Source organism: Arcobacter venerupis, from assembly GCF_013201665.1.
GTDB lineage: Bacteria > Campylobacterota > Campylobacteria > Campylobacterales > Arcobacteraceae > Aliarcobacter > Aliarcobacter venerupis.
In genome coordinates this window covers 741,401-767,137 of record NZ_CP053840.1, presented here as the reverse complement: position 1 = coordinate 767,137, position 25,737 = coordinate 741,401, and the positions used below count along the sequence as shown (strand labels likewise).

The window sequence follows — 25,737 nt, the reverse complement described above, 5'->3', positions numbered from 1 at the left end:
AATGTTAATATTTGTATTAAATGCAGGTTCGTCCTCTTTAAAATATCAATTAATTAATGCGCAAACATCTGAATTAAAAGCAAGTGGAGTTGTTGAAAGAATAGGAATTGATGGAATACTAAAACATGTAGTTAGCAAAAATAAAAAACTAACTATTGAAGCTTTTATTCCATCTCACAAAGAAGCAATTGAGTTAATATTAGAAACTCTTACCCATGATGAAACAAAAACAATAAATTCAATTGACGAAATTCAAGCAATTGGACATAGAGTTGCCCACGGAGGAGAGTTTTTTAAAGGTTCAACTATTGTTAATGAAAAAGTTATAAAAAAAATAGAAGAGTTAATTCCTTTAGCTCCACTTCATAATCCTGCAAATATTTTAGGTATGAAGATATGTATGGATTTAATGCCAAATATTCCAAATGTTGCAGTATTTGATACAGCATTTCATCAAACAATGCCAGAAGTTCACTTCTTATTTCCCGTTCCACATGAAGATTATACAGAACATCATTTAAGAAAATATGGTTTTCATGGAACAAGCCATAGTTATGTATCAAATGAAGCAATCAAACTTTTAAATAATAAAAAAAATTCAAGAATAATTGTTTGTCATTTAGGAAATGGATCATCAATTTGTGCAATAAAAGATGGAAAATCTATAAATACTTCAATGGGATTAACACCTCTTGGAGGTTTAATGATGGGAACAAGAAGCGGAGATATTGATGCAGGTGTTATTCCATATTTAATGGATAGAAAAAATATGGATACCCACCAAATTATTGATTATTTAAATAAAAAATCTGGAATTCTAGGAGTTTCAGGAATTAGCTCAGATTTAAGAGAAATAATAAGTGCAGCAAATGAGGGAGATCAAAGAGCTAGTGTTACAATTGATATGATGTGTAATCGAGTAAGAAAATATGTTTGTGCTTATGCTGGATTATTAGGTGGAGTAGATGCTATTTGTTTTACTGCTGGTATTGGTGAAAATTCTACTTTAATACGAGAAAAAGTTTGTTTTAATTTAGAGTTCATGGGTATTGAATTAGATGATGAAAAAAATCAATTAAAATCATCTGGAAATATAGAGATTAATAAAAAGAGTTCAAAAACTAAAATCTTTGTAATACCTACAAATGAAGAGTTAGTTATTGCTAAAGATACATATAATCTTGTAAAATAAATCAAAACTGTTACTAATTAGAAACTTATTAAAAAATTGAGTATTATGTACATTGATTGTACATGATACTTTATAAAGCCCTACTTTACGGACTATTCCAAGATTTTCATCAAAATATCTTATTTTTCTAAAATATTTAAAATTAAAAGATTTAATTATTTGTTAAATTAAATTAACTTTAAAAGCAAATTTAGATTTAAGATTTACTACAATTAGGTTCAAAAATTTATATCTAAAATGATAAAGGAAAAATTAATGTTAGTATTTGTATTAAATGCTGGTTCGTCTTCTTTAAAATATCAATTAATTAACGCAGAAACTTCTGAATTAAAAGCAAGTGGATTAGTTGAAAGAATAGGAATAGATGGGATTTTAAAACACGAAGTCGGAGAAAATAAGAAATTAACTTTTGAACTTCAAATTCCTACTCATAAAGAAGCTATCGAATTAGTTCTTAGAATTTTAACAAATGATGAAACTAAAGTTATTAATTCAATTAGTGAAATTGAAGCTATTGGACACAGAGTTGTTCATGGTGGAGAATATTTCAAAAAATCTACTTTAATAAATAAAGATGTAATGGATAAAATCAGAAAACTTATTCCTTTAGCCCCTTTACATAATCCTGCTCACGTTTTAGGAATTGAAATTTGTAATGAATTAATGCCAAATATTCCAAATGTTGCAACTTTTGATACGGCATTTCACCAAACAATGCCAGAAGAAAACTTCCTATATGCAGTTCCATATGGAGACTATACAGAACATCATTTAAGAAAATATGGTTTTCATGGAACATCACATTATTATGTTTCAAATGAAGCAATAAAAATTTTAAACAAAAAAACAAGTAAAATTATTGTTTGTCATTTAGGTAATGGTTCATCTATTTGTGCTGTTAAAGATGGAAAATCAATTAGTACAACTATGGGATTAACTCCTTTAGAGGGTTTAATTATGGGAACAAGATCTGGAGATATTGATGCAGGTGTTATTCCTTATTTAATGGAAAGAAAAGGACTAGATAGTAACCAAATTATTAATTATCTTAATAAAAAATCAGGAATTCTAGGAATTTCTGGAATTAGTTCTGATTTAAGAGAAGTTATAAAAGCTTCAAATGATGGTGATAAAAGATCAAAAATAGCTATTGAAATGTTATGTGGAAGAATAAAAAAATATCTTTGCTCTTATGCTGGATTAATGCAAGGTGTTGATGCTATATGTTTCACTGCTGGTATTGGTGAGAATTCAGATTTAATAAGAGAAAAAGTTTGTGAGGGTTTAGGTTTTATGGGAATTGAACTTGATACTGAAAAAAATAAAATTAGAACTCATGGAACAAGAGAAATACATAATGAATCATCAAAAACTAAAATCTTTGTTATACCTACAAATGAAGAATTAGTAATCGCAAAAGATACTTATAACCTTGTAAAATCTAAATAAATTGTTACAAAATAGCTAATATCAAAAAATTGTAGATGATGTACTAAAATTGTACATCTCTACCTTCTTTATCTTCAATTAAAATCAATTTTTACAATATATCATTACGATTCTGCACAAAATCGTATTTCTTTTATATTAATGTACTTTTTATGTACTTTTTTTTAAATAAGGAATAAAATTCTTCTTAGTAAGATTATAAAACATTGCTATTGTAATGCTATGTTCCTTAATTATAATCTTTCAATAAAGTTTAAAGTAGAAAGGATAACTTAACATGGGTTTAATCGAAAGTATTAAAGAAAAAGCAAAATTAAAATTAAGAACAATAGTTCTTCCAGAGCCTGAAGATGAGAGAGTTTTAAAAGCTGCTCAGCAAGTTTTAGAAGAGAAGACTGCAAAAATTGTTTTAATTGGAAATGTTGAAACTATCAAAGCTGATGCGGCTAAATGTGGCGCTAATATTGAAGGTGCAACTATAATTGATCCTAAGCAATTTGATAACATAGACAAATACATCGATGAGTTAGTTGAGTTAAGAAAAGCAAAAAATCTTTCAAAAGAAGAAGCTACTGAAATTATGACAACTGAACCTAGATTTTTTGGTTGTATGATGGTAAGACTTGGAGATGCTGATGGATTAGTTGCTGGTTCAAACTCTCCAACAGCTGATGTTTTAAAAGCTGCTATTCAAGTTATAAAAACAGCTCCTGGAATTAATACAGTTTCATCTACATTTATTATGGAAACAGCTGATGGTAAATTTGGTGACAATGGTTTAATCTTATTTGCAGACTGCGCTGTTATTCCTGAGCCAAATGCTGAACAATTAGCTGATATTGCATGTGCAACTGCTGCAACTGCTGCTAGTGTTGTTGGACTTGAACCAAGAGTTGCGATGTTATCTTTTTCTACAAAAGGAAGTGCAAAACATCCATTAGTTGATAAAGTTCAATATGCTTGTGAAATTTTAGAAGAAAGAAATGTAAGCTTCTCTTTTGATGGTGAATTACAAGCAGATGCTGCAATCGTTGAAGCTATTGGAGCTAAAAAAGCACCAGGTTCAAAAGTAGCTGGACATGCAAATATTTTAGTGTTCCCTGATTTACAATCTGGAAACATTGGTTATAAACTTGTTCAAAGATTTGCCGGAGCAGAAGCTCATGGGCCAATCGTTCAAGGATTAAATCAACCTGTTAATGATCTTTCACGTGGTTGTTCAGTAGAAGATATAGCAAACTTAGTTGCAATTACTGCAACTCAAATCAAATAATTTAAACTCAAAAAAAGGAAAATATTATGTTAGTATTTATTTTAAATGCAGGAAGTTCATCTCTAAAGTATCAATTAATGAATCCAGTTTCAAAAGAAGTTTTAGCAACTGGTTTATGCGAAAGAATCGGAATTGATGGTATTTTAAAACATGAGTTTGGTGAAAACAAACTAACGCTAGAAGTTTCAATGCCAACTCATAAAGAGGCAATTGAATTAGTATTAAAAACTTTAGTTGAGAGTGAAGGAAAAGTTATCAATTCTATTGATGAAATTGATGCAATTGGACATAGAGCTGTTCATGGAGGAGAAGAATTTGCTTCTTCTGTTATGGTAACTCCAAGAGTTATTGAAAAAATGAAAGAATTAATTCCATTAGCTCCTTTACACAATCCTGCAAATATTATGGGAATGGAAATTTGTCAAGAATTAATGCCAGGTAAACCTAATGTTGCTGTATTCGATACTGCATTCCACCAAACTATGCCTGATTATGCTTATATGTATGCATTACCTTATGACCAATATACTAAACATGGTATAAGAAAATATGGATTCCATGGAACAAGCCACTACTATGTATCAAACGAAGCTAGAGGAATGTTAGATAAAAAACTTAATACTAGAATTATTGTTTGTCACCTTGGAAATGGTTCATCTGTAAGTGCTGTATTAAATGGTAAATGTATTGATACTTCTATGGGTCTTACTCCGGTTCAAGGTTTAATGATGGGAACTAGAGCTGGAGATGTTGGAGCTGGAGCTATTTCATTTATGATGAAACAAGAAGGTCTTTCAATAGATGAAATTATGGACATAATGAATAAAAAATCTGGTATTTTAGGAATTTCAGGAAAATCATCTGATTTAAGAGAAGTTTTACAAGGTATGCAAGATGGTGATGATAGATGTAGATTAGCAGTTGAGATGGTTGCTTACAACATCAAAAAATATGTTGGTTCTTATGTTGCAGCACTTGATGGTATTGATGCTTTATGTTTCACTGGTGGAATTGGTGAAAATTCATCATTAATTAGAGAAATTGTTTGTGCTGGACTTGATGGTATGGGATTAATCCTTGATCCTACTAAAAATAATAAAAGAAGATCAGTAGCTAGAGATATTGCAACAAATAGCTCATCTGCTAGAATCTTTGTTATTCCTACAAATGAAGAGTATGTAATTGCAAATGATACTTATAAAGTTGTATCAGGAATTGAAAAATAAATTCATAAAAAAAGGTGAAGTAAAAAACTTCACCTTTTAAATATTTCTACGATAAAAACTAATAAGCTTTTAAACCACTTACTAAATTCATACTTACATTCGAAACCGCTTCACTTATTATTTTATTCATAAATTTATCAAATTTATCTTCTTTTTTCCAAACTGGATCTTTTACATCAGCAAGAGTCATTAAACTACTTTGTGCATAAGAAAGAGTAGCAACCTCATCAACTAAACCAACCTCTTTTGCTTGTTTTGAAGTAAATATTTTTGCATCAGCAAATATAGTCTGATTTTTTACATCAAGATTTCTTGCACTTGCAACATCTGAAACAAACATATTATAAGTATCATCAATCACACTTTGAAGTTGTTTCTCTTCATAATCAAACCATTTTCTTGTAGGTGTCCCTGATTCTTTGTATTTCCCTGCTTTTACAGTTTGTGTTGAAATACCAATTTTTTGCATAAGTTCTTCTGCATTTACACCTTGCATAATAACTCCGATTGAACCTACCATACTTCCAGGGTTTGCAATAATTTTATTCGCCCAAATAGAAGCATAATAACTTCCACTTGCAATCACTCCACTTGCATATACAACAACTGGTTTTATTTCTTTTAACTCTTTAATTGCATAAGCTAATTCAACAGATGGAGCAACAGCACCCCCTGGAGAATCCACAACAAATAAAATACCTTTAATATTTTTATTATCTTTTGCTTTTTGTATCTCTTCTAATGTTTTTGATACATCCATAATTGGACCTGTTAACTCAATTTTTTGCAAATTAGCATAATTATCACTATCCCCTAATTTTTCATTAGATGGTGCAAAAATAAAATAAATGATAGTTAAAAAAACTATTGTTTTAAAATATTTAGTAATAAAATCTAAAATTGCAATTATTGGCGAAAAAAGTACTCTAAAAAAATTAAACAAATTCTCCTCCTATTATTACTTTATCTACGAATTTTGTATGCAAAATAATTTGCATTGGTAAATCTTCTATATCTTCTACTTCATCAGGTAAAGTAAAAGCTATCATATCTGAATCAAAATCTTTTTTGATTATTCCTTTATTTAAACCCAAAGCATTTGCACCATTTATAGTTGCAGCTTTTAATAAAACTTTTGAAAAATCAACAATATTTTTATCAAAATGAATCATTAAAGCATTTCTTAATTCATCAAACATTGATAAAGAGTTATTAGAACTAAGGCCATCAGTTCCAATTGTAAAAGGAATATCTTTTAATTTTGATATATCTAATTTACTATTATTTAAAACTCTATTTGAAGTTACACAATGATTTATACTTGCACCTAAACTTCTGATTTTCTCTAAATCATCAACACTAGCTTCAACACAATGTGTAAAAGAGAGATTTTTAATATTTGAAAATAAATTTAAAAATTCCATTGGTTTTGAAACAGCTTTTTCTTGTCCTAAAAAGTTTTTAAAAAAATCTAAAAAAGAACCTTCATCTTTATGAAGCCAAGAAAACTCTTCAGGTGATTCTAAAAAATGTGAACTAACTGCCAAATCTTCAGCACGAGCAAGATTTAAACTCTCTCTTACTAAAAAAGGATGAACTGAATATGGTGAATGTATTGCAATTGCTGGTATAAAATTTTTTGATTTGAATTTTTTTGAATTTTTTAATCTATCTTTAAAATCTGCAAATAAAGTATCAACCATATCACCTTTTGAACCAATCACTTCACAAAAGAAAACAGTATTTATTGGGCTTTGAACACAAGACTCCATATCAAAAGAGTAAGATGAAATTGCTCCAATTGTTGTAGTTCCTGTTTTTTTCATTCTATCTAGTTTTGTAGAGATTAGTTTTTTGTCAGCTTTATTTATTAAATCATCTCTGCTTTTTATTACAGAGTTTAACCATGACATAAAATTACCATATTTTAAAGTTGTTGTATTTGAACTAAATTCTAAATGTACATGGGAATTTATAAGACCAGGCATTAACACTGAATTTTTCTCAAGATTTAAAATTTCTATATTTGGATATTTGTTTTCTATATTAAAAAGGGTATCAATTTCTATTATTTTATCATTAAAAACAACCGCACCATTTTTAATGATACTATTGTTTTCATCGCAAGTTATAACCCAATTAGCACTTATTATTTTCATAAGTTTTAATTTTAAGCATTTTGTTGTTGAGCTTGAGCGATTGCTTTAACTTCTGAAATTATTTGCATTAAAGCAATTAATCCCATATGATAACCAAAAGGTCCAAATCCTGAAATAACTCCTGTTGAAGCACCTGCTGTTATTGATTTTTGTCTAAATTCTTCTCTTTTATAAATATTTGAAATATGTACTTCAACTACTGGCATTGAAACTGCACTTAAAGCATCTTTAATAGCTATTGATGTGTGAGAATAAGCAGCTGGATTAATCATAATTCCATCAGCTGTTCCTAAACACTCTTGAATTCTATCAACAATTTCACCCTCAAGGTTTGATTGAAAAAATTCAAGTTCAACACCATTTTGAGCTGCTGCTGCTTTTAATTGTTCATGAATTTGGTCTAATCCCATAGAACCATAAATGTGTTGTTCTCTTATTCCTAGCATATTTAAATTTGGGCCTTGTATAACGGCAATTTTCATATTATATTCCTTTTATAAATTTTAGGTAAGATTATAATTAAATTTATGTTAAACAATACCAAATCAAAGGCTTTTTATGAAAAACTTTATTCTTCAAAATGAGAACGCTATATATTTTGAGTGCAAATTTTCTTGTGATAATGTTATTTTTTTAAATTTAGAAAAAGACAAATATTTTATTACAGATGCTAGATATATTATTGAAGCAAAAGAATATGCAAAAAATTGCGAAGTTATAGAATCATCAAACTTAATAGAAACAACAAAAGAAATTTTAAAAAAAAACAAAATTAAAAAAATCGTGTTTGACCCAAATGATTTTACCTATGCAACTTATATAAATTTAACAGAAACTTTAAAAACTCAGTTCATAGCAAAACCAAATTTTTCAAAACAAAAAAGAGCTATTAAATCAGATAAAGAGATAATTTTATTAAGAAAAGCTGCAATTGCTGGACGTGAAGGATTTAAAGAATTAGCAAAATTTATTAGAAAAAATGGTTTTAATCAAACTGAACAATTTTTATATTTTAAAGCATTTGAGAAAATGAGCCAAATAGGAAAACTTGATATCTCTTTTGAACCAATTGTTGCTATAAATGAAAATGCTGCAAAACCACACGCTTTACCTACAAATAAAAAACTAAAACTAAATGATTTAATTCTTGTAGATGCTGGAATTAAATATAAAAGATATTGTTCAGATAGAACTTGTACAAGTGCAGTTGATTTTGAAAAATTCTCTTTTAAAAGAGAGCAAAAATTTAAAAATGAAAAACATCAAAAAATATATGATATTGTTTTAAAAGCTCAACTAAATGCAATTGAAAAAGCAAAAGTTGGAATGAAAGCTTCTGAAATTGACAAATTAACTAGAGATGTAATAGAAAAAGCTGGTTTTGGGAAATATTTTGTTCACAGTACTGGACATGGAGTTGGACTTGATATTCATGAATTTCCATTTATCAACTCAAAATCAGATGTAATTATTGAAGAAAATATGGTCTTTACAATAGAACCTGGCATTTATCTTCCAAGTGAATTTGGTGTTAGAATTGAAGATACAATTGTAATGCAAAATGGAAAAGCTGTAATACTTTAAAATAGAAATTCAAAAAAACAATCTTGATAAAATATATCGAGATTGTTTTTTAACTAAAAATGAGAAAAATTTGAAAAAAAAATTATCACCAGATTTAACACTTTTTTATACTTCTAATTTTCCAAAAAAAATCAATTCTACTTCAAGTAAAAAATACACTGTAACTATTGGAATTGGGGGAAATATTGGAAATACAAAAAGATTATTTGATAAACTAATCTTATGTTTAAAAAAAGATGCAAGATTTACTTTACTTATTACTTCACCACTTTTGAAAAATCCTCCCTTTGGATTTTTGGAACAAAATGACTTTTTAAATGGTATAATCGCGCTTAAAACAAATCTTTGTCCTAAAAACTTTTTAAAAGCAATGCAAAGATATGAAAATAAATTCGGAAGAAAGCGATCCTTTCAAGATGCGCCTAGAACCTTGGATATAGATATAATATTTTTTGATAATAAAAAAATAAATACTCAAAATTTAATTATTCCTCACAAAAATTGGGCAAATAGAGAGTCAGTGATTATTCCTTTAAAATATATGAATAAATTATAAAAAAATAAAGAGCATAGAGCTAAAATTTAGCTACAGGGATATTCCCGTTTGTTCAATTATTTCTAAAAAGGTTAATAATGAAGAAAAAAATAGTTGTAGGTATGTCTGGTGGTGTTGATTCTTCAGTAACTGCACTTCTATTAAAACAACAAGGCTATGAAGTAGTAGGCTTATTCATGCGTAATTGGGAGTATGGAATAAAAGGTAGTCAATGCCCTAATCGTATTGAGTTCGAAGATGCTAAAAAAGTAGGTGAACTAATAGGTATTGAAGTAAAAGGTAAAGACTTTGTTGAAGAGTACAGAACTAAAGTATTTGATGTATTTTTAGAAGGTTTAAAAAAAGGTCTTACTCCTAATCCAGATATTCTTTGTAATCGTGAGATTAAATTCAATGTATTTTTAAATGAAGCAAAAAAAATGGGTGCAGATATGATTGCGACTGGTCATTATGCCAAAATTGCTAAATATAAAGACCATTATGTACTTGACACTCCAAAAGATAATACAAAAGACCAAAGTTATTTTTTACATGCACTTTCAAGTGAACAACTATCTCATGCGATGTTTCCTCTTGGAGATTTAACTAAAAAAGAAGTTAGAGAAATAGCTAGAACACATAATCTTCCAGTTAGTGATAAAAAAGATAGTACGGGGATATGTTTTATAGGTAACCAAAGATTTGATGATTTTATTACACAACATTTAAAAGCAATTCCAGGTGATATTATAGATGAAAATGGGAAAATGCTAGGAAGACATAAAGGTCTTATTTGTTACACATTAGGTCAAAGAAAAGGTATTGGTCTTGGTGGTATCAAAGATAATGAATCAGACAATAATATCCATAACCCATGGTATGCAGCCAAAAAAAATATGGAAGATAATACATTAACAGTTGTACAAGATACTAACCATCCATTACTTATGAACCAAAGTGTAGAAGCTAGTCATATGCATTGGGTATTAGATGAAGCACCTAAAGTTGGTGATAAATTAATGGCACAAATTCGTTATCGTCAACAAAAGCAAGCTTGTACCGTAATTGAAGCAAATGAACATAGAGTTCTAGTTGAATTTGACAAGCCTCAAAGAGCTGTGACATTAGGACAAAGTCTTGTTTTATATCATGGTGATTATTGTTTAGGTGGGGGATTTATAAGTAATTATTATTAATTATAAACACTGCATTAACTTTAAAAAAATTTGGGATGGTAAAAAGTTGCTAGTCCCATTTACTTAAGATAAATAAAAATAAATTCGGAAGAAAGCGATCCTTTCAAGATGCGCCTAGAACCTTGGATATAGATATAATATTTTTTGATAATAAAAAAAATACTCAAAATTTAATTATTTCTCACAAAAATTGGGCAAATAAAGAATCAGTGATTATTCCTTTAAAAAGGATGTAAACAATGAAAAAAAAAGTTATGGTTGGTATGAGCGGTGGAATTGATTCATCAGTAACTGCTTATATGCTACAAAAAGATGGATATGAAGTTGAAGGTGTTTATTTAAAACTTCATAATAGAACTGACGGTTATCACGAAAGAAATTTAGGTTATATCGAAGATGTAGCTAAGTTTTTAAATATTAAATATCACATATTAGATTTAGCTGATAAATTTACAGCTGAAATTTATGACTACTTTGTGGATTCTTATTTGCAAGGAACAACTCCAAACCCTTGTGTTAAATGTAATAAACAAATAAAATTTGGTGCTATGTTAAAGTTTGCTCAAGATCATGGAGCTAATTTTTTAGCAACTGGACACTATGCAAAAACTGACGGTAAATTCTTCTATGAAGCTGATGATAAAACTAAAGATCAAAGTTATTTCTTATCACAAGTAGATAAAGAAGCACTTCCTTACATGATGTTCCCACTTAGTACTTATAAAAAAGAAGATATTGTAAAATTTGGTGCTCAACTTGATGTTGCATACAAAAAAATTACAGAAAAAAGTGAATCTCAAGAGATTTGTTTTGTTGAAACAGTTTATACAGATGTTGTTAAAAGACATGCAAATATTGATATGCCTGGGAAAGTTTTAGATGAAGAGGGAAATGTTGTTGGTGAGCATAAAGGTTATGCACACTATACAATAGGAAAAAGAAGAGGATTTACAGTTCATGGAGCACATGTTCCACATTTTGTAACAAAATTAAATCCTAAAGATAACACTATTATTGTTGGCAAAAAAGAAGCATTAGAAGTGAATGAAGTTATTGCAAAAGACTTAAATATGTTTATTGATGAAACTGAATTTTCATGTGCAGTAAAATTAAGATATAGATCAACTTCAACACCTTGTGATGTAAAAATAGAAAATGAGAAAGCTTATATAACTTTAAAAGAGTCAGCTTTTGGAGTTGCAGCTGGACAATTAGCTGTATTTTATGATGGTCAAAAAGTAATTGGAAGTGCTTGGATTGAGTCTACTAAATAAATCTAAAAGATTTATTTAGTTTTCTAATTTAGGAGTTAATCTCCTAAATTATTTTTATATTAGAATGTATATTCTACACTTGCTAATACATAGTTATCATCATTGTATTCTGTATCAGCAGAATCTTCATTAACATCACCATATAAAACAGCAGCTGTTAAAGACTCAGTAATTGGGTAAGTTGCAGTTAAGTTTAGCTCTTTTTCTTTTTTATCATCAGTGTCATAAGTTGTTACACCATATAATGCACCTAACTCAACATCAAGAACTGTATATCCTAAAGAACCATATACTGTTCTTGCATCTGGATCATAAGTTCTATTTCCTGTATCAAATGGAGATATATTATCACCATAAGCAGGCATACTTCCAGCTCCAACATCTTTATCAGTTTTAATATAACCAACAGCACCAGAAATTCCAGCTAATGTAGTATTTAATTCAACATGTCCAATTGATCCATCATCTTGAGTATCTTCACTTGATACTGCATAATGTGCAATCACACCAAAATAATCACTTGTAAAAGTTGTTTTTAAACCATAAAAATCTGCAACATCTGGAGCTGAATATGCATAAGGGTTAAATTCAATACCTTCTAAACCTGTATATTTAACATCTAAAACATAAGCCCCTTTTTCAGTAATTTCTGTAAAGTCTGCACTTGTATCAATTCCTGATTCAGCTTGTCTATCTGTATATCCTAATACAACTACAGTATCTGGAATAGCAGTAATCCCAGCAACTACAGATTCGTTATAATCACCTAACCATTCTAAATCAATAGCTTGTCTACCAGCACTTAAGAAGAATCCATCTACAGCATATTTAACATAAGCTTCTGTCATTAAAGAATGATTTGCATAAGCATCATCATAATTATCATTTTCAACTTCACCTAGATAAAGGTTACCTTTAAACTCTGCTTTGGCAGAAAAACCATAAAATGAACCTGTTTCAAATGCAACTGTTGCTTGTCCATTTCCAAAACCTGAATCTTTAGCACCATCTTTAAAATCATGTTTTTCACCATAAAGACCTAAACTACCAGAAACTTTACCTTCTTTAAATGCTGAATCAATAGAATCAGCAGCAAATGCCATAGATGAACTTAATACTAATCCGCACACTACAAAACTAATTTTGTTACCTGATAAAAGGTTTCTCATTTTTTTTCCTTGTAAATAAAATATATGTCTGAATAACTATCATCGCATTAATAGTTTTTCATTAGGAGAACATTGAAATTATAACATCTACCTAAATCAAAATAAACAGCTTAATTGTATATTTTTTATACTTTCGCAGATAATATACAAATTAACTTTTTTATAATAATAGCCATTATCATAATGAATATTAACTTAATTATTAATTAACTTAATATTCATTAAGTACACTTTAGATAAAATTCGAAATCAATCAAATGTAAGGAATTTTTATGTCAACATTTAAACTTTTTAGTGGTTCAGCTAATCCTGAATTTGCAACAAAAGTATCAGAGTATTTGGGGATGAATGTATCAAATGCAACACTAAATAAATTCAGCGATGGTGAAATGTCTGTTCAAATCACTGAAAGTGTAAGGGGACAAGATGTTTTCATTATTCAACCAACTTGTGCTCCAACAAATGATAATTTAATGGAATTATTAATCATGGTAGATGCTCTTAAAAGATCAAGTGCAAAATCTATTTCTGCTGTTATTCCATATTATGGTTATGCAAGACAAGACAGAAAAGCAGCTCCTAGAGTTCCAATAACTGCAAAATTAGTTGCAGATATTTTAGAAAAAGCTGGTATTTCAAGAGTTGTAACAATAGATTTACATGCTGCTCAAATTCAAGGTTTTTTCAATATCCCTGCTGATAACTTATTTGGTTCAATTTTATTTGTTAATTATATTAAATCGAAAAATTTAAAAAATCCAATTATTGCAAGCCCTGATATTGGTGGAGTTGCACGTGCAAGATCATATGCGGATAAATTAGGTTATGATTTAGTAATTGTTGATAAAAAAAGAGAAAAAGCTAATGTTGCTGAAGTTATGAATATTATTGGTGAAGTAAAGGGTAAAGATGTTATTCTAGTGGATGACATGGTTGATACAGCAGGAACTTTAGTAAAAGCAGCTGAAGTTCTAAAGAAAAGAGGTGCAACTTCTGTTATGGCATGTTGTACACATGGAGTTCTAAGTGGTCCAGCGTATGAAAGAATTGAAAAAGGTGAATTAGATGAGTTAGTTATCTCAGACACAATTCCTACACGAAAAAATGCTAAAAAGATAACTGTATTAACAGCTTCTACTATGATTGGTGAAGCTATCAGAAGAATTCACAATAATGAATCTGTTAATTCAATTTTTACAGCTTGATGCAAAATTCAAAATTTTAGATATAATTCCCAGAATTATTTAAGTAAAAAAAAGGAAAAACAATGAAAAAAATTTTATTATCAACTGTTGCTTGTGCAACAATGATGTTAGCTGCAAACTCTAATTATAAATATGAAATCACACCAACATTTGGTGGAGCGTATACTGAGGGGAACTTAGGGTTAGATAGAAACTATGCAAATGGTGGATTAAGTTTAGGATTCAATCAATTTGATTCTTACATAGACCAAGTTGAACTTGGATTTTTAAGAACTCTTGACGATGTAGATTACAAAGGTGGAAATTCTGACACTGGAATTACAAGAGTATTCACAAATGTAATTAAAGAATATGGTATTACTTCTGATTTTTCATTATACACATTAATTGGTGCCGGTGTTGAAATTTTTGATGATGAAGCTAATGGAAATGAAGATGGAGTTTTTGGTAACTATGGTGCAGGTGTAAAATATAAACTTGCAGATGAAGTTTCATTAAAATTTGATGTTAGACATTTAATTGAAGCTGATCATGGTGATAACACTTTATTATATAATGTTGGTCTTTCTATTCCTTTTGGAGAAGTTGCAAAACCAGCTCCTGTTGTTGAAAAACCAGCTCCTGTTGCTGTTGCAGCTCCTGTAGAAACTCCAAAAGATTCTGATGGTGACGGTGTTATTGATTCATTAGACGAATGTCCAAATACAATGTCAAAATCAAAAGTTGACTCTGTTGGATGTATGACTTTAGTAAACTTAAATATTAATTTTGATACTGACAAATCAGTAATTAAAGATTCTTACAATACTAGAATTGTTGAATTTGCTAATATGATGAAAGCTAATCCAAAATTAAAAGCAACAATTGAAGCGCATACAGATTCTGTTGGTTCAAATGCTTATAATCAAAAATTATCAGAAAGAAGAGCTGCATCTACTGTTGAAGCTTTAAAATCACTTAAAGTTGATCCATCTAAAATTACTTCTGTAGGATATGGTGAAACTAGACCTGTTGCATCAAATGATACTGCTGAAGGAAGAGCTGAAAATAGAAGAGTTGAAGCTGTAATGAGCAAATAATTCTAAATTATTTTTAGAATAGAAGGGGATTGAGTTTTGCTCAGTCCCCTTTTTTTATTATTAATAATTTTAATATTATTTTTTAATAAATATTATTGTTTTTTTAGTTATAATAAATAAAATTATTATCAAGGAAAAATAATGAGAAGAATTCTAATAATCTCAATTTTATCTATTTCTATGTCTTTTGCTACTAGTAATCCAAGTAAAGAATATAGTTATGAAGTTACTCCTTTTGTATCAGGAATTTTGACTGATAGTAAAGCTGGATTAAATGATGACAACTATTTTAATGGTGGTATCTCTGTTGGTAAAAATATAGATGATTCATTTATTAATCAAATAGAAGTAAATTATTTAAGAAGTAATAGAGTTAAATATAAAGATTCTGCTGGAAATACACATTTAAATAGAATATTTTTAAATGCTATAAAAATATTCCCTCTAAATGAAAGACTTTCAGCTTATACCCTTGCAGGGTTAGGATATCAAAATGTTACAAATGAAGCTTTTGATAATGAAGATTCAACTGTATTAAATTATGGTGCAGGTTTAAAATATGATATACCATATTATGGAATTTCAATAAAAGGTGATGTTAGACATTTACTTGCTGTAAAAAATACGCAAAATGACCTTATGTACACAATAGGGTTAGCCATGCCTTTAGGTAAAAAATATAGTGATGATATTAAGCCCATTGTTCCTATTGTTGTAGAAGAAAAAAAAGAGCTTAAAGAAACTCATCAAAAAATTGAAGAACCTGTTGTAGTAATACAAGATGATGATAATGATGGAGTATCTAATAAATTAGATAAATGTCCTAATACATCAAAAGGGGTAAAAGTCAATGCAGTTGGGTGTGTTGATACAATTAATTTAAATATAAATTTTGACAATAATTCAACTGAAATTAAAAATATATATAATGATAAACTTCTATCATTTGCAAATATTTTACAAAAAAATAAGAATTTAACAGCTGTAATTGAAGCACATACAGATGCAAAAGGAAGTGATTCTTATAATCAAACTTTATCAGATAGAAGAGCTATTTCTGTTGTTAATGCATTAAAAACATTTAATATTGACTCAAGTAGACTAAGAGCTGTTGGATATGGTGAGACTCAACCAATTGATACAAATGATACACCTGAGGGAAAAGCTAAAAATAGAAGAGTTACGGCTTTAATTAATCAATAAATAAAAAGATTTAAGGAAAACCTTAAATCTTTTTTTCTACCAAAAACTGCTTTTAAATCGTTTAACTATAAACTTACTAAACTTTAGATACAATCGCGACATATATATAACACAATAAACAACTTATAGGAATTACCCTTGCAAAAAAATATTAGAAACTTTAGTATTATTGCTCATATTGACCATGGAAAATCTACACTTGCAGATAGAATCATTCAAGAGTGTGGAGCTGTAGCAGATAGAGATTTAACTGCTCAAATGATGGATACAATGGATATTGAACAAGAAAGAGGGATTACAATTAAGGCTCAAAGTGTAAGACTTAATTATGTAAAAGATGGTCAAGCTTATATTTTAAATCTAATTGACACTCCAGGACATGTTGACTTCTCTTATGAAGTAAGCCGTTCATTGGCATCTTCTGATGGTGCACTTTTAATTATCGATGCAACTCAAGGTGTTGAAGCACAAACTATTGCAAATGTTTATATCGCAATGGATAATGATTTAGAAATTCTTCCCGTTGTAAATAAAATCGACTTACCAAGTGCTGATCCAGATAGAGTTTTAGAGGAAGTTGAAGAAGCTATTGGAATTGATTGTACAGAAAGTAACTTGATTAGTGCAAAAACAGGTCAAGGTGTAAAAGCATTAATTGATGCCATCGTTGATAGAGTTCCTTCACCTGTTGGGGATACAGACGCTCCAACAAAAGCTTTAATTTATGATTCTTGGTTTGACAACTATTTAGGAGCTTTAGCCCTTGTTAGAGTTTATGATGGAAGTATCAAAAAAGGTCAAATGATTAGAATGATGAATACAAAAGAAGAACATCAAGTTCTTAATTTAATGTATCCACATCCTAGAAAACCAACAAAAACAAATGTTATTGAAACTGGTGAAATTGGGATTGTTATTTTAGGTCTTAAAACAACAAATAGTATTGCAGTAGGTGATACTATTACAGATGCAAAAAATCCAACAGCTGAAGTAATCGATGGATTTGAACCTGCAAAACCATTCGTATTTGCAGGAATTTATCCAATTGAAACGGATAAATTTGAAGATTTAAGAGATGCTTTAAATAAACTACAATTAAACGATAGTTCAATCTCATTTGAACCTGAAAGTTCAGCTGCTCTTGGAAGTGGATTTAGAACAGGATTTTTAGGAATGCTTCACATGGAAGTAATCAAAGAGAGATTAGAACGTGAGTTTGACTTAGATTTAATTGCAACTGCTCCAACAGTTATTTATGAAATTCTAAAAACAGATGGTACAAGAATCACTATTCAAAATCCAAGTGAATTGCCCGCTCCAAACTATATAGACACTATTTTTGAACCTTATGTAAAAGCTACAATTTTAGTACCTGATGAGTTCTTAGGAAATGTAATTAAACTTTTAAATGACAAAAGAGCTTCTCAAAATAAAATGGATTACATCGGTAAAAGAGTTTTACTTGATTATGATATTCCAATGAATGAAATCGTAATGGACTTTTACGATAAATTAAAATCAACAACAAAAGGTTACGCATCTTTTGATTATGAACCAATTGGATTTAGACCAGGTGTTTTACAAAAACTAGATATTAAAGTTGCAGGTGAAATCGTAGATGCACTTTCAATCATAGTACCTGAGAATAAAGCACTTTCAAAAGGTAGAGAATTTATCAAAGCATTAAAAGAGTTAATACCAAGACAACTTTTTGAAGTAGCAATTCAAGCAAGTATTGGAAACAATGTAATTGCTAGAGAGACTGTAAAATCAACAGGTAAAAACGTAACTGCAAAATGTTACGGTGGAGATATTACAAGAAAAAGAAAACTACTAGAAAAACAAAAAGCAGGTAAAAAAAGAATGAAAGCCATAGGAAAGGTGAATGTACCACAAGAAGCATTCATGGCTGTGTTGAAGATTTAATCTTCAACATATCTTCTGCGTTGTCACTTCAATTTTAAATGCTCATGTACTAGTAGTACACTCCGCTTTAAAATTAAAACTTCCGCCTTGAATCTGCACTAAATCTTAAATCTCAATGAAATTCAAAAAACCAATATTAAAACTTTACTTATTTTTATTTTTTTCGAGTTCTTCTACTTGATTCATAATTGAAGAAGCTAAGTCAATACTTTCTTTGGTACTTTCAGTTCCTTTTAAAGAAATTTTTAACTCTTCTAATAATCTATTTTCTAAAACTTCAAGTAAATAATAAAAAGAATTCGTTTTTTCATCATAAATATAATCTTTTTTATCAGGTAATGCAATTTCGATAAGTCTCTTTAATTTACTATCATCTTTTAGCAACTCTCCACCCACACCAAACTTTATTATATTAAATTTTATAAAATCAGTTGCTAATATACTTTTATATGCTTTATAATAAGCCCATGAAAGAGGAGAAAGAAATGGCTGAAGTTTTTCTCCAACAAGAAAATTTATTTCTTCTATTTTAAAATTTCAAATAATTCTCTAATTTTTAAATCTTCTTTTGCATCATGCGCAACTTTATCAAAATTATCTGAAAAAGGTAACATATATGATGAAAAATTTTTTATTTTAGATAATTCAATAACATCTGACCAAAGAGATTCAACAGCTTGTATTTGTTTATCATATAACTTTGATTGTCTATAATAAACTCCATTTAAAGCTCCCTCTCTTAAATTTCTAACATCATTCCCATTTTGTGCTAACTTTGATTTTAATTCTTCAATTTTTATATCATAATCATGTTTAATAGCATTAGTTAAAAACTCTTTAATTATTGTTTTAAATAAATATAATAATGCAGGAATAACAATTGTACTCGATAGTAAAGTAGCTCCAAAAATTTCATAATTATTCATATAAATCCTTTTTAAATTCTAATAGTATTCTATGTAAATAATCCTAAAACTTTTAAGAGACATTCTATTTTTTGATACTTCAATGCGAAGCAAGAATTTTAAAACTGAATATGCAATTAATATACATTATCAGTTTTATTACTACCATATTTTATTATTTAATATATTTTGTGCTATAATATTCCCACTATATAGGAAATCTAATGAAATTATTAATATTATTATTTTATTCTATACTTTTTATTTCGTGTACATCTAATGAAAATACAATTGAAGATTGTACAAAAGTAAACAAAAAATATAAAATAGAAAATGTTCTGAACTATAGAACAGGGGAAAGAGTAGAAAAAGTATTTTGTATAGACTAAACTAATAATAATTTAAGATAATACTTTATTAAATAAATTTAGCTAAAACACTAGGTCTAGTCTGCATAAAAAATCTCAATGCGAAAATAAAAGTAACTATCTCAGCACAAGACACGGCTATAAATATTCCTACATTTCCAAAAATAAAAGGTAAGAGAAAAATAAATGTTATTGGGAAAATAAAACTTCTCATAATAGCAACAAGTCCAGAGTACAATGGTTTTTGTATAGCTGTTAGGTATGAACTTGAGAGCATATTTAAGCCTGAAAAAATAAACGTAGGCCAAGCAAAAGAGATGAACTCTATGGTTATCTCTTTTGTTTTTATATCAGAATCTTTGATAAATATGTTTATTAAAGACTCTGGTGTGATCAGTACAAACAAGGTTAAGAGTATTTCTATACCTAAAATACTTACCAGCCCCAGTTTTAAAAAACTTTTCATTCTATCAAAATATTGTGCGCCATAATTTTTACTAATAATTGCTTGCAAAGAATTAGAAACAGCAAAACTAGCCATTGTACTAATTGCTATAAAATAACCAATAATAGTAAAAGAAGCAATACCTAAAGGACCAAATGTTTTCAATAAAATATAATTGAAGATTAAGATAGTAATACCTACAGATGATTGATTTATAAACTCAGAAGAACCATTTTTTAAGGCATTAAAAATGCATTGCAAATCACCTTTTGGTTTTATTAGTTTAAGTGAACCTTTTTTTAGAAAAAAGTGTGGAAGTAAAACTAAAAGAATACACATTTGTGAAATACCAGTAGCATAAGCAGCACCACTGATTCCCCAATCAAATTTTACTATAAAAGTATAATCTAAAACTATATTTACTACTGAACTTAAAGCCAAGGCTAAAAGTGATAAATTAGGGCTTTCATCTACTTTTACAAAATAATCAATGGTAATTCCAATCATTAAAAATGGCATAAATTTTAAAATAATTGGAAGATATTTTAAGGTTTCAACTCGTAATTCATCTTTTACATTTAACAAATCTAAGATATATTCCAAATTTAAATAAAGTAACAAATTCAAAGAAACAGAAATTAAAACTATCACATAAAAAGCTTTTGAAAAAACATTTGAAGCCTCTTCTTTATTGCTCTCTCCCAATAATTTACTTGTTATAACTGAACTACCAACAGCAAACATCAAAGCAAAACCAAATAAAATATTAAACATAGGCAAAGAGACATTAATTGCGGCTAAACTCACAGAGCCCACATAGTTCCCTATAAAATAACCGTCAATAATACTTGCAGAAGAAATAGCCATAAATCCCAACATAGAAGGAATTACATATTTTAGAAATAGAATAAAAGGTTTTGAATTAAGCATAGATTTACTTTAATAGAATTTATTAAAAATAATAACCTAATATCTTAGAATTAAGCTTAAATACAAAGCATGAAACTACATCTCATAAGTACTTGAGGTAACCTGCGCTTTTCCTATAAAATCTTTCTCATCTGCATTTTTTAATACTGTTTTTGAAATATCATCAGTCTCAACTGCAATACTATTTGTTTGTGTGGCGATTGATGCATTTTGTTGAGTTTGTTTATCTAAGATATTTACAACATTATTTATTTGTTCAATTCCTTTTAACTGTTCTTTTGATGCAACTTCAATATCTGCGATTAGATTAATTGTTTGAGAAATATTGCTATTTAGTAAAACATATCCCTCAATCATTTTTCCAGCAATTTCTTTTCCATTATTAGCTTTATGACTTGCATTTTCAACTATAGATTTAATCTCTTTTGCAACATCGCTACTTCTATTTGCTAGATTTCGTACTTCTTGTGCAACAACTGCGAATCCTTTTCCAGCTTCTCCTGCGGTTGCTGCTTCTACTGCTGCATTTAATGAAAGTATATTTGTCTGAAATGCAATATTATCAATTGAAACTATCGCTTCACTAATAGCTTTTACTTCTTCATTAATTTCATCCATTGATATTGTAGTTTCATTTGCAAGTTTATGACCATCATTTGCAGAGCTTAATACATTTTGAGATAGCCTTGACATTTTTGATATATTCTCAGAATTATGTCTTATATTTCCAGTAATTTCTTCTAATGCAGCAGATGTTTCTTCTAAACTTGCAGCTGCTTCATTTGTTGAATTATTTAATTTATTCATATTATCAAGTAATTGTTTTGAACTATCATCTAATTTAAGTCCTATTGATTTATTTTCAACAAGCATTTGATTAATAATTTCTGCCAATTCATTTAAACCAACAGAAACTAATCCTGAATCGTTTTTTATTCTTTGTGTAAAATTAAGATTTTTAAATTGTAAAAGTACATCTTTTAACTGATTTACATTTTGACATACATTTTTGCTTGTAACTTCTAACATTTCATTAAAAATATTTTTCAATTCTTCTAAACTTTTATTATTAGTAGTAACTTGAACTCTCTTTGTCAAATCCCCATTTTTTACACTATTTACAATTTTTTTAACATCTTCTATTAATTCCATATCTTCTTTTATAAATATAGTTGTTCTATTTATATTTTTATTTATTTCTTCTGACATTTGTGCAAATTCATCTTCCCCTTTTATTTCTAAAAGTTTTACACTGCTATTTTCTTTATTTAAATATTTGAAAAAATCCAAAAGTCCATGACTCAAATTTTCAAGAGGTTTTTCTACAATCTTTGAAGTAACTATAAGTAATAAGATTGATATTATTATTAGTGTGATTACAAATGCAATAGAAATATAAATAGTTGACTTTCTGCTAAAAGAATAAACGTCTTCTTGGGCATCACTAACTACTAAAATAGCATTAAAAAAATTTAAATGTTTTACATATGCTAATTTATCAACCCCATCTGAACTTGTGTAGGAAATAAATCTATCTTCTCCTTTTATCATATCTTGAAAAGTATAATTACCTTCTCTATCTTTTTCATTAAAGATATTTTTACCTTCTATTGAGGGATGAATTAATAAATTACCTTTATAATCCATCATAAATGCGTATCCATTTTCATTAACTTTTATTGCTCTAATATCATTTTTTAGAGAATTTAAAACTGTACTAAAGTCATATCCAATAAAAAGGATACCAATTACTTTAGCATTTTCAATAATTGGCTCATAAACTACATAATAATCTTTTCCAAATAATTTTACTTTTCCATAAAAAGTTTTACCATCTAACATTGATTTTAAAGCAGGTGAATTTTGACCTAACATTGTTCCAAAGGCACGACTTCCATCCTCTTTTTTAAGAGTTGTTGTTACCCTTACAAAATCATCTCCCATTCTTGCAAAAACTGTTGCAATTACACCAGTTGTTTGTGTATATTTTTCTAAAGGGTCAAAATTATTATTTAATAATACATTTCCATTATAGAAAGACGGAGCATCTATTTGACCTACTTTTACTGTTTTATTTTCATCTATTGAATAATCATTTGGTAAATAACTTTTTACTACATTAATATAACCTTTCATAACTTCATTTAAATTATTATCTAAACTATTAAAAGCAATTGTAATAAGTTCTGCTTTATTTTTAAAGTTTTCTTCTGAATTATTAGTTGATTGAGTTGAGATAATATTTGATAAAATCGTAGTTACAACAATAAATACTAATAAAAGTGTTGATATTATATAAATCAAGAATTTTGATTTTAATGTTCTAAAATTAAACATAAAACTTCCTCTTTTAAATTTTTAGAATAGTAACATAATTTAAGTAAAGAATAATTTACCATTCATTCTTTGTAGAAAATTATATTTTTTCAATAGAATTTTAGTTAAAATATTTCATGCAATGTCTAACTTGTAAAAACTTATCATTTGAAATTATTTGTAAAGATTGTCAAAATAATCTTTTAATTCCATCTTTCCACAAAAGAGAGATTGAAGATGGATTTTTCAACTACTCTTTTTATACTCTTTCAGAACTTGAAGATTTAATCTCATCAAAATACTATTTTCATGGAGATAGAGTTTTTAATATCCTAGCAAAACTATCTTTTGCTAAATTTGCTCAAAATTTCATTTTTCCAAACCAAGTTATTGCAATTCCCATTGATGACCACACACGACATGATTTTTCACATACAGCAATACTAACAAAACATTTAAAATCACAATTTATAACTCCAAAATATAACTGTTTAAAAGCTTCAAATATAGTCAAATATGCGGGAAAAGATTTGGAATTTAGACAAAAAAATCCAAGACGATTTAAACTTACAAATATCTCTAATGAAATGACAATTTTATGTGATGATATAATTACAACAGGTGCTACAATTAGGGAAGCCAAAAAGGCTCTTGAGAAAAAAAATAATCAAGTGATATTTTCTTTAACCCTAGCTGATGCAAAACTTTAGTATAATATTCAATATTTAAGGATAATTAATTATCCTCTTTAGAGTTCACTTCTTTTAAAAGAAGTGAAAAAGAAAAGGTTTCCTTTCAATTAGGAAATCAATTTAAAGGAACACAGTGATAGGAATTATTGATTACAACATGGGAAATTTAGCAAGTGTTTACAATGCTTGTAAATTAATAGATGCAAAAGCAACTATAGTTAAAAATCCTGAAGATTTAAAAAATTTTAATAGAGTTATACTTCCAGGTGTTGGAGCTTATAAAGATGCAATGGAGCATTTAATCAAAACAGGTATGAATGAAGCTGTTTATGAGTTTGCAAAAAGTGGAAAACCAATGATTGGTATTTGCCTTGGAATGCAACTTTTATTTGAAAGTTCTCAAGAGTTTGGACATACAGATGGTTTAGGTCTGATTGATGGCGAAGTTATAAAATTTGATAAGTCAAAAATGCATGAAGATTTCAAAATTCCTCACATGGGTTGGAATACAATTGTAAATAAAGAACATCCTTTATTTGAGGGTTTACATAATCCTTATTTATATTTTGTTCACTCTTTTCATGCAGTTACAAGTGAAAAAAATATCATAGGAACAACAACTTATGGTTATGAATTTACAAGTGCTGTAAACAAAGATAATATTTATGGTTTCCAACCACACCCTGAAAAATCTCATGATAATGGACTTAGAATTTTAAAGAACTTTATAAATTTATAATAAAGGATGAGGCATGAAAACTATTGCAATTACTGGTGCTAGTGGATTTGTAGGGACAAGTTTAACAAAATATTTTTCTGATTTAGGATATAAAATCATTCCTATTTCAAGGGAAATTTTAAATAATAAATCAAAACTTGAAGAGACTTTAAATTCAAGTGAAATTGTAATTAATCTAGCTGGCGCAAACATCATAAATAGATGGAGTGAATCTTACAAAAAACTTCTTTATTCAAGTAGAATTGATACAACATCAAAAATTGTAAATGCAATTAATAGTGTACAAAATAAACCAAAACTTCTTATTTCTACTTCTGCTGTTGGTATTTATGACAATAAAACTACTTATGATGAAAACGGCTCTTTTTCAAATGATTTTCTTTCATCTTTATGCCAAGATTGGGAAAAAGAAGCTTTAAAAGCAAAAAATGAAACGACTAAAGTATCTATTTTTAGATTTGGAATTGTTATGGGTAAAGATGGTGGAGCTTTACAAAAAATGATTACACCATTTAAACTAGGCCTTGGTGGAGTTATTGGAAGTGGGAAACAAGCATTTTCATATATTCATATAGATGATTTAATAAATGCCTATAAATTTGTGATTGAAAACGAGTTTGATAATCTATTTAATCTTACAGCTCCTGTTCCCACAACAAATCAAGGGTTAACTTCTGCTTTAGGAAAAACACTAAAAAGACCTACTATACTTCCAGTTCCAGAATTTGTTTTAAATCTTATTTTTAGTGAGGGAGCACGGGTTTTAACCGATGGACAAAGTGCAGTTCCTAAAAAATTATTAGATTTAGGTTTTGAATTTAAATTTAAAACCATTGAAGAGACAATAGAAAATTTATGTAAATAACGAGGAT

Annotated in this window: 25 protein-coding genes; 17 read left to right on the top strand and 8 right to left on the bottom strand. The window is 28.3% G+C overall.

The window, feature by feature from the left end:
- Position 1 precedes the first annotated feature (1 nt).
- The 4 genes from AVENP_RS03725 to AVENP_RS03710 all read left to right on the top strand — a co-directional run bounded on the left by AVENP_RS03725 (position 2) and on the right by AVENP_RS03710 (position 5,140).
- The gene (locus tag AVENP_RS03725) at positions 2–1,192 is read left to right on the top strand and encodes an acetate/propionate family kinase (RefSeq protein WP_128357541.1); all 1,191 of its coding nucleotides are present in this window, start codon (positions 2–4) and stop codon (positions 1,190–1,192) included.
- Positions 1,193–1,447: 255 nt separating this feature from the next.
- Positions 1,448–2,641 (top strand): acetate/propionate family kinase, encoded by a 1,194-nt coding sequence (locus tag AVENP_RS03720; RefSeq protein ID WP_128357542.1) that lies wholly within the window; start codon positions 1,448–1,450, stop codon positions 2,639–2,641.
- Between the two features lie 277 nt (positions 2,642–2,918).
- Positions 2,919–3,914, top strand: a complete 996-nt coding sequence (pta, locus tag AVENP_RS03715) for a phosphate acetyltransferase (protein ID WP_128357543.1) — start codon at positions 2,919–2,921, stop codon at positions 3,912–3,914.
- Positions 3,915–3,940: 26 nt separating this feature from the next.
- On the top strand, positions 3,941–5,140 hold the full coding sequence (locus AVENP_RS03710; protein WP_128357544.1) for an acetate/propionate family kinase: 1,200 nt from the start codon (positions 3,941–3,943) through the stop codon (positions 5,138–5,140).
- A 58-nt stretch (positions 5,141–5,198) separates the two neighbouring features.
- On the opposite strand, the gene sppA is transcribed toward AVENP_RS03710, so the two are convergent.
- Genes sppA through aroQ form a run of 3 tightly spaced genes read right to left on the bottom strand, consistent with a single transcriptional unit; the run spans position 5,199 to position 7,781 of the window.
- On the bottom strand, positions 5,199–6,083 hold the full coding sequence (sppA, locus tag AVENP_RS03705; protein WP_128357545.1) for a signal peptide peptidase SppA: 885 nt from the start codon (positions 6,081–6,083) through the stop codon (positions 5,199–5,201).
- The gene (gene mqnF, locus AVENP_RS03700; protein ID WP_128357546.1) at positions 6,076–7,299 is read right to left on the bottom strand and encodes an aminofutalosine deaminase family hydrolase; all 1,224 of its coding nucleotides are present in this window, start codon (positions 7,297–7,299) and stop codon (positions 6,076–6,078) included. The genes sppA and mqnF overlap by 8 nt, the downstream gene beginning before the upstream one ends.
- A gap of 11 nt (positions 7,300–7,310) precedes the next feature.
- Positions 7,311–7,781 (bottom strand): type II 3-dehydroquinate dehydratase, encoded by a 471-nt coding sequence (gene aroQ, locus AVENP_RS03695; protein WP_128357547.1) that lies wholly within the window; start codon positions 7,779–7,781, stop codon positions 7,311–7,313.
- A 76-nt stretch (positions 7,782–7,857) separates the two neighbouring features.
- Here aroQ and AVENP_RS03690 point away from each other — a divergent pair, with 76 nt between their 5' ends.
- The 5 genes from AVENP_RS03690 to mnmA (AVENP_RS03670) all read left to right on the top strand — a co-directional run bounded on the left by AVENP_RS03690 (position 7,858) and on the right by mnmA (AVENP_RS03670) (position 11,888).
- Positions 7,858–8,883, top strand: a complete 1,026-nt coding sequence (locus AVENP_RS03690; RefSeq protein WP_128357548.1) for a M24 family metallopeptidase — start codon at positions 7,858–7,860, stop codon at positions 8,881–8,883.
- Positions 8,884–8,953: 70 nt separating this feature from the next.
- A complete protein-coding gene (gene folK / locus AVENP_RS03685) occupies positions 8,954–9,439 on the top strand; it encodes a 2-amino-4-hydroxy-6-hydroxymethyldihydropteridine diphosphokinase (RefSeq protein WP_128357549.1) in 486 nt (161 codons plus the stop codon).
- A gap of 77 nt (positions 9,440–9,516) precedes the next feature.
- Positions 9,517–10,614, top strand: a complete 1,098-nt coding sequence (gene mnmA / locus AVENP_RS03680) for a tRNA 2-thiouridine(34) synthase MnmA (RefSeq protein ID WP_128357550.1) — start codon at positions 9,517–9,519, stop codon at positions 10,612–10,614.
- Between the two features lie 122 nt (positions 10,615–10,736).
- Entirely contained in the window at positions 10,737–10,850 is a 114-nt protein-coding gene (locus AVENP_RS03675) for a 2-amino-4-hydroxy-6-hydroxymethyldihydropteridine diphosphokinase (protein ID WP_235663714.1), read from the top strand.
- A gap of 3 nt (positions 10,851–10,853) precedes the next feature.
- Complete coding sequence (gene mnmA, locus AVENP_RS03670) at positions 10,854–11,888, top strand: tRNA 2-thiouridine(34) synthase MnmA (RefSeq protein ID WP_128357551.1); 1,035 nt, start codon at positions 10,854–10,856, stop codon at positions 11,886–11,888.
- Between the two features lie 59 nt (positions 11,889–11,947).
- Here mnmA (AVENP_RS03670) and AVENP_RS03665 read toward each other — a convergent pair whose 3' ends face one another.
- On the bottom strand, positions 11,948–13,057 hold the full coding sequence (locus AVENP_RS03665) for an Opr family porin (protein ID WP_128357552.1): 1,110 nt from the start codon (positions 13,055–13,057) through the stop codon (positions 11,948–11,950).
- Between the two features lie 272 nt (positions 13,058–13,329).
- On the opposite strand from AVENP_RS03665, the gene AVENP_RS03660 reads away from it, so the two are divergent.
- The 4 genes from AVENP_RS03660 to lepA all read left to right on the top strand — a co-directional run bounded on the left by AVENP_RS03660 (position 13,330) and on the right by lepA (position 18,470).
- A complete protein-coding gene (locus tag AVENP_RS03660; protein WP_128357553.1) occupies positions 13,330–14,262 on the top strand; it encodes a ribose-phosphate pyrophosphokinase in 933 nt (310 codons plus the stop codon).
- Between the two features lie 62 nt (positions 14,263–14,324).
- Positions 14,325–15,341: an OmpA family protein gene (locus AVENP_RS03655; RefSeq protein WP_128357554.1), complete on the top strand. Its 1,017-nt coding sequence runs from the start codon at positions 14,325–14,327 to the stop codon at positions 15,339–15,341.
- A 141-nt stretch (positions 15,342–15,482) separates the two neighbouring features.
- A complete protein-coding gene (locus AVENP_RS03650) occupies positions 15,483–16,544 on the top strand; it encodes an OmpA family protein (protein ID WP_128357555.1) in 1,062 nt (353 codons plus the stop codon).
- Between the two features lie 138 nt (positions 16,545–16,682).
- On the top strand, positions 16,683–18,470 hold the full coding sequence (lepA, locus tag AVENP_RS03645; protein WP_128357556.1) for a translation elongation factor 4: 1,788 nt from the start codon (positions 16,683–16,685) through the stop codon (positions 18,468–18,470).
- A gap of 144 nt (positions 18,471–18,614) precedes the next feature.
- Here the strand turns inward: lepA and AVENP_RS03640 are convergent, their stop codons facing one another.
- Both AVENP_RS03640 and AVENP_RS03635 read right to left on the bottom strand, forming a co-directional pair.
- Positions 18,615–18,866, bottom strand: a complete 252-nt coding sequence (locus tag AVENP_RS03640) for a hypothetical protein (RefSeq protein ID WP_128357557.1) — start codon at positions 18,864–18,866, stop codon at positions 18,615–18,617.
- 128 nt (positions 18,867–18,994) lie between these two features.
- On the bottom strand, positions 18,995–19,396 hold the full coding sequence (locus tag AVENP_RS03635; RefSeq protein ID WP_128357558.1) for a hypothetical protein: 402 nt from the start codon (positions 19,394–19,396) through the stop codon (positions 18,995–18,997).
- 203 nt (positions 19,397–19,599) lie between these two features.
- Between AVENP_RS03635 and AVENP_RS03630 the strand changes: the two genes are divergently transcribed.
- Positions 19,600–19,764 (top strand): hypothetical protein, encoded by a 165-nt coding sequence (locus AVENP_RS03630; protein WP_153802225.1) that lies wholly within the window; start codon positions 19,600–19,602, stop codon positions 19,762–19,764.
- A 28-nt stretch (positions 19,765–19,792) separates the two neighbouring features.
- Here the strand turns inward: AVENP_RS03630 and AVENP_RS03625 are convergent, their stop codons facing one another.
- Both AVENP_RS03625 and AVENP_RS15895 read right to left on the bottom strand, forming a co-directional pair.
- Positions 19,793–21,118 (bottom strand): MATE family efflux transporter, encoded by a 1,326-nt coding sequence (locus tag AVENP_RS03625; protein ID WP_128357559.1) that lies wholly within the window; start codon positions 21,116–21,118, stop codon positions 19,793–19,795.
- 75 nt (positions 21,119–21,193) lie between these two features.
- Complete coding sequence (locus tag AVENP_RS15895) at positions 21,194–23,455, bottom strand: methyl-accepting chemotaxis protein (RefSeq protein WP_228201830.1); 2,262 nt, start codon at positions 23,453–23,455, stop codon at positions 21,194–21,196.
- Between the two features lie 116 nt (positions 23,456–23,571).
- On the opposite strand from AVENP_RS15895, the gene AVENP_RS03615 reads away from it, so the two are divergent.
- From AVENP_RS03615 to AVENP_RS03605, 3 genes are all read left to right on the top strand, one after another.
- Positions 23,572–24,144, top strand: a complete 573-nt coding sequence (locus AVENP_RS03615) for a ComF family protein (RefSeq protein ID WP_128357560.1) — start codon at positions 23,572–23,574, stop codon at positions 24,142–24,144.
- A 115-nt stretch (positions 24,145–24,259) separates the two neighbouring features.
- Positions 24,260–24,865, top strand: a complete 606-nt coding sequence (gene hisH / locus AVENP_RS03610; RefSeq protein WP_128357561.1) for an imidazole glycerol phosphate synthase subunit HisH — start codon at positions 24,260–24,262, stop codon at positions 24,863–24,865.
- A gap of 13 nt (positions 24,866–24,878) precedes the next feature.
- Positions 24,879–25,730 (top strand): TIGR01777 family oxidoreductase, encoded by an 852-nt coding sequence (locus AVENP_RS03605; protein WP_128357562.1) that lies wholly within the window; start codon positions 24,879–24,881, stop codon positions 25,728–25,730.
- Positions 25,731–25,737: the final 7 nt, after the last annotated feature.

Excerpts from the sequence above, each read along its gene's own strand:
- AVENP_RS03605 (WP_128357562.1), top strand. The coding sequence starts at position 24,879 with ATGAAAACTATTGCAATTACTGGTGCTAGTGGATTTGTAGGGACAAGT.
- AVENP_RS03720 (WP_128357542.1), top strand. The coding sequence starts at position 1,448 with ATGTTAGTATTTGTATTAAATGCTGGTTCGTCTTCTTTAAAATATCAA.
- pta (WP_128357543.1), top strand. The coding sequence starts at position 2,919 with ATGGGTTTAATCGAAAGTATTAAAGAAAAAGCAAAATTAAAATTAAGA.
- mnmA (WP_128357550.1), top strand. The coding sequence starts at position 9,517 with ATGAAGAAAAAAATAGTTGTAGGTATGTCTGGTGGTGTTGATTCTTCA.
- AVENP_RS03630 (WP_153802225.1), top strand. The coding sequence starts at position 19,600 with ATGAAATTATTAATATTATTATTTTATTCTATACTTTTTATTTCGTGT.
- mqnF (WP_128357546.1), bottom strand. The coding sequence starts at position 7,299 with ATGAAAATAATAAGTGCTAATTGGGTTATAACTTGCGATGAAAACAAT.
- mnmA (WP_128357551.1), top strand. The coding sequence starts at position 10,854 with ATGAAAAAAAAAGTTATGGTTGGTATGAGCGGTGGAATTGATTCATCA.
- AVENP_RS03615 (WP_128357560.1), top strand. The coding sequence starts at position 23,572 with ATGCAATGTCTAACTTGTAAAAACTTATCATTTGAAATTATTTGTAAA.
- aroQ (WP_128357547.1), bottom strand. The coding sequence starts at position 7,781 with ATGAAAATTGCCGTTATACAAGGCCCAAATTTAAATATGCTAGGAATA.
- AVENP_RS03625 (WP_128357559.1), bottom strand. The coding sequence starts at position 21,118 with ATGCTTAATTCAAAACCTTTTATTCTATTTCTAAAATATGTAATTCCT.
- AVENP_RS15895 (WP_228201830.1), bottom strand. The coding sequence starts at position 23,455 with ATGTTTAATTTTAGAACATTAAAATCAAAATTCTTGATTTATATAATA.
- AVENP_RS03710 (WP_128357544.1), top strand. The coding sequence starts at position 3,941 with ATGTTAGTATTTATTTTAAATGCAGGAAGTTCATCTCTAAAGTATCAA.
- AVENP_RS03635 (WP_128357558.1), bottom strand. The coding sequence starts at position 19,396 with ATGAATAATTATGAAATTTTTGGAGCTACTTTACTATCGAGTACAATT.
- AVENP_RS03665 (WP_128357552.1), bottom strand. The coding sequence starts at position 13,057 with ATGAGAAACCTTTTATCAGGTAACAAAATTAGTTTTGTAGTGTGCGGA.
- AVENP_RS03650 (WP_128357555.1), top strand. The coding sequence starts at position 15,483 with ATGAGAAGAATTCTAATAATCTCAATTTTATCTATTTCTATGTCTTTT.
- AVENP_RS03660 (WP_128357553.1), top strand. The coding sequence starts at position 13,330 with ATGTCAACATTTAAACTTTTTAGTGGTTCAGCTAATCCTGAATTTGCA.
- AVENP_RS03725 (WP_128357541.1), top strand. The coding sequence starts at position 2 with ATGTTAATATTTGTATTAAATGCAGGTTCGTCCTCTTTAAAATATCAA.
- AVENP_RS03655 (WP_128357554.1), top strand. The coding sequence starts at position 14,325 with ATGAAAAAAATTTTATTATCAACTGTTGCTTGTGCAACAATGATGTTA.
- AVENP_RS03690 (WP_128357548.1), top strand. The coding sequence starts at position 7,858 with ATGAAAAACTTTATTCTTCAAAATGAGAACGCTATATATTTTGAGTGC.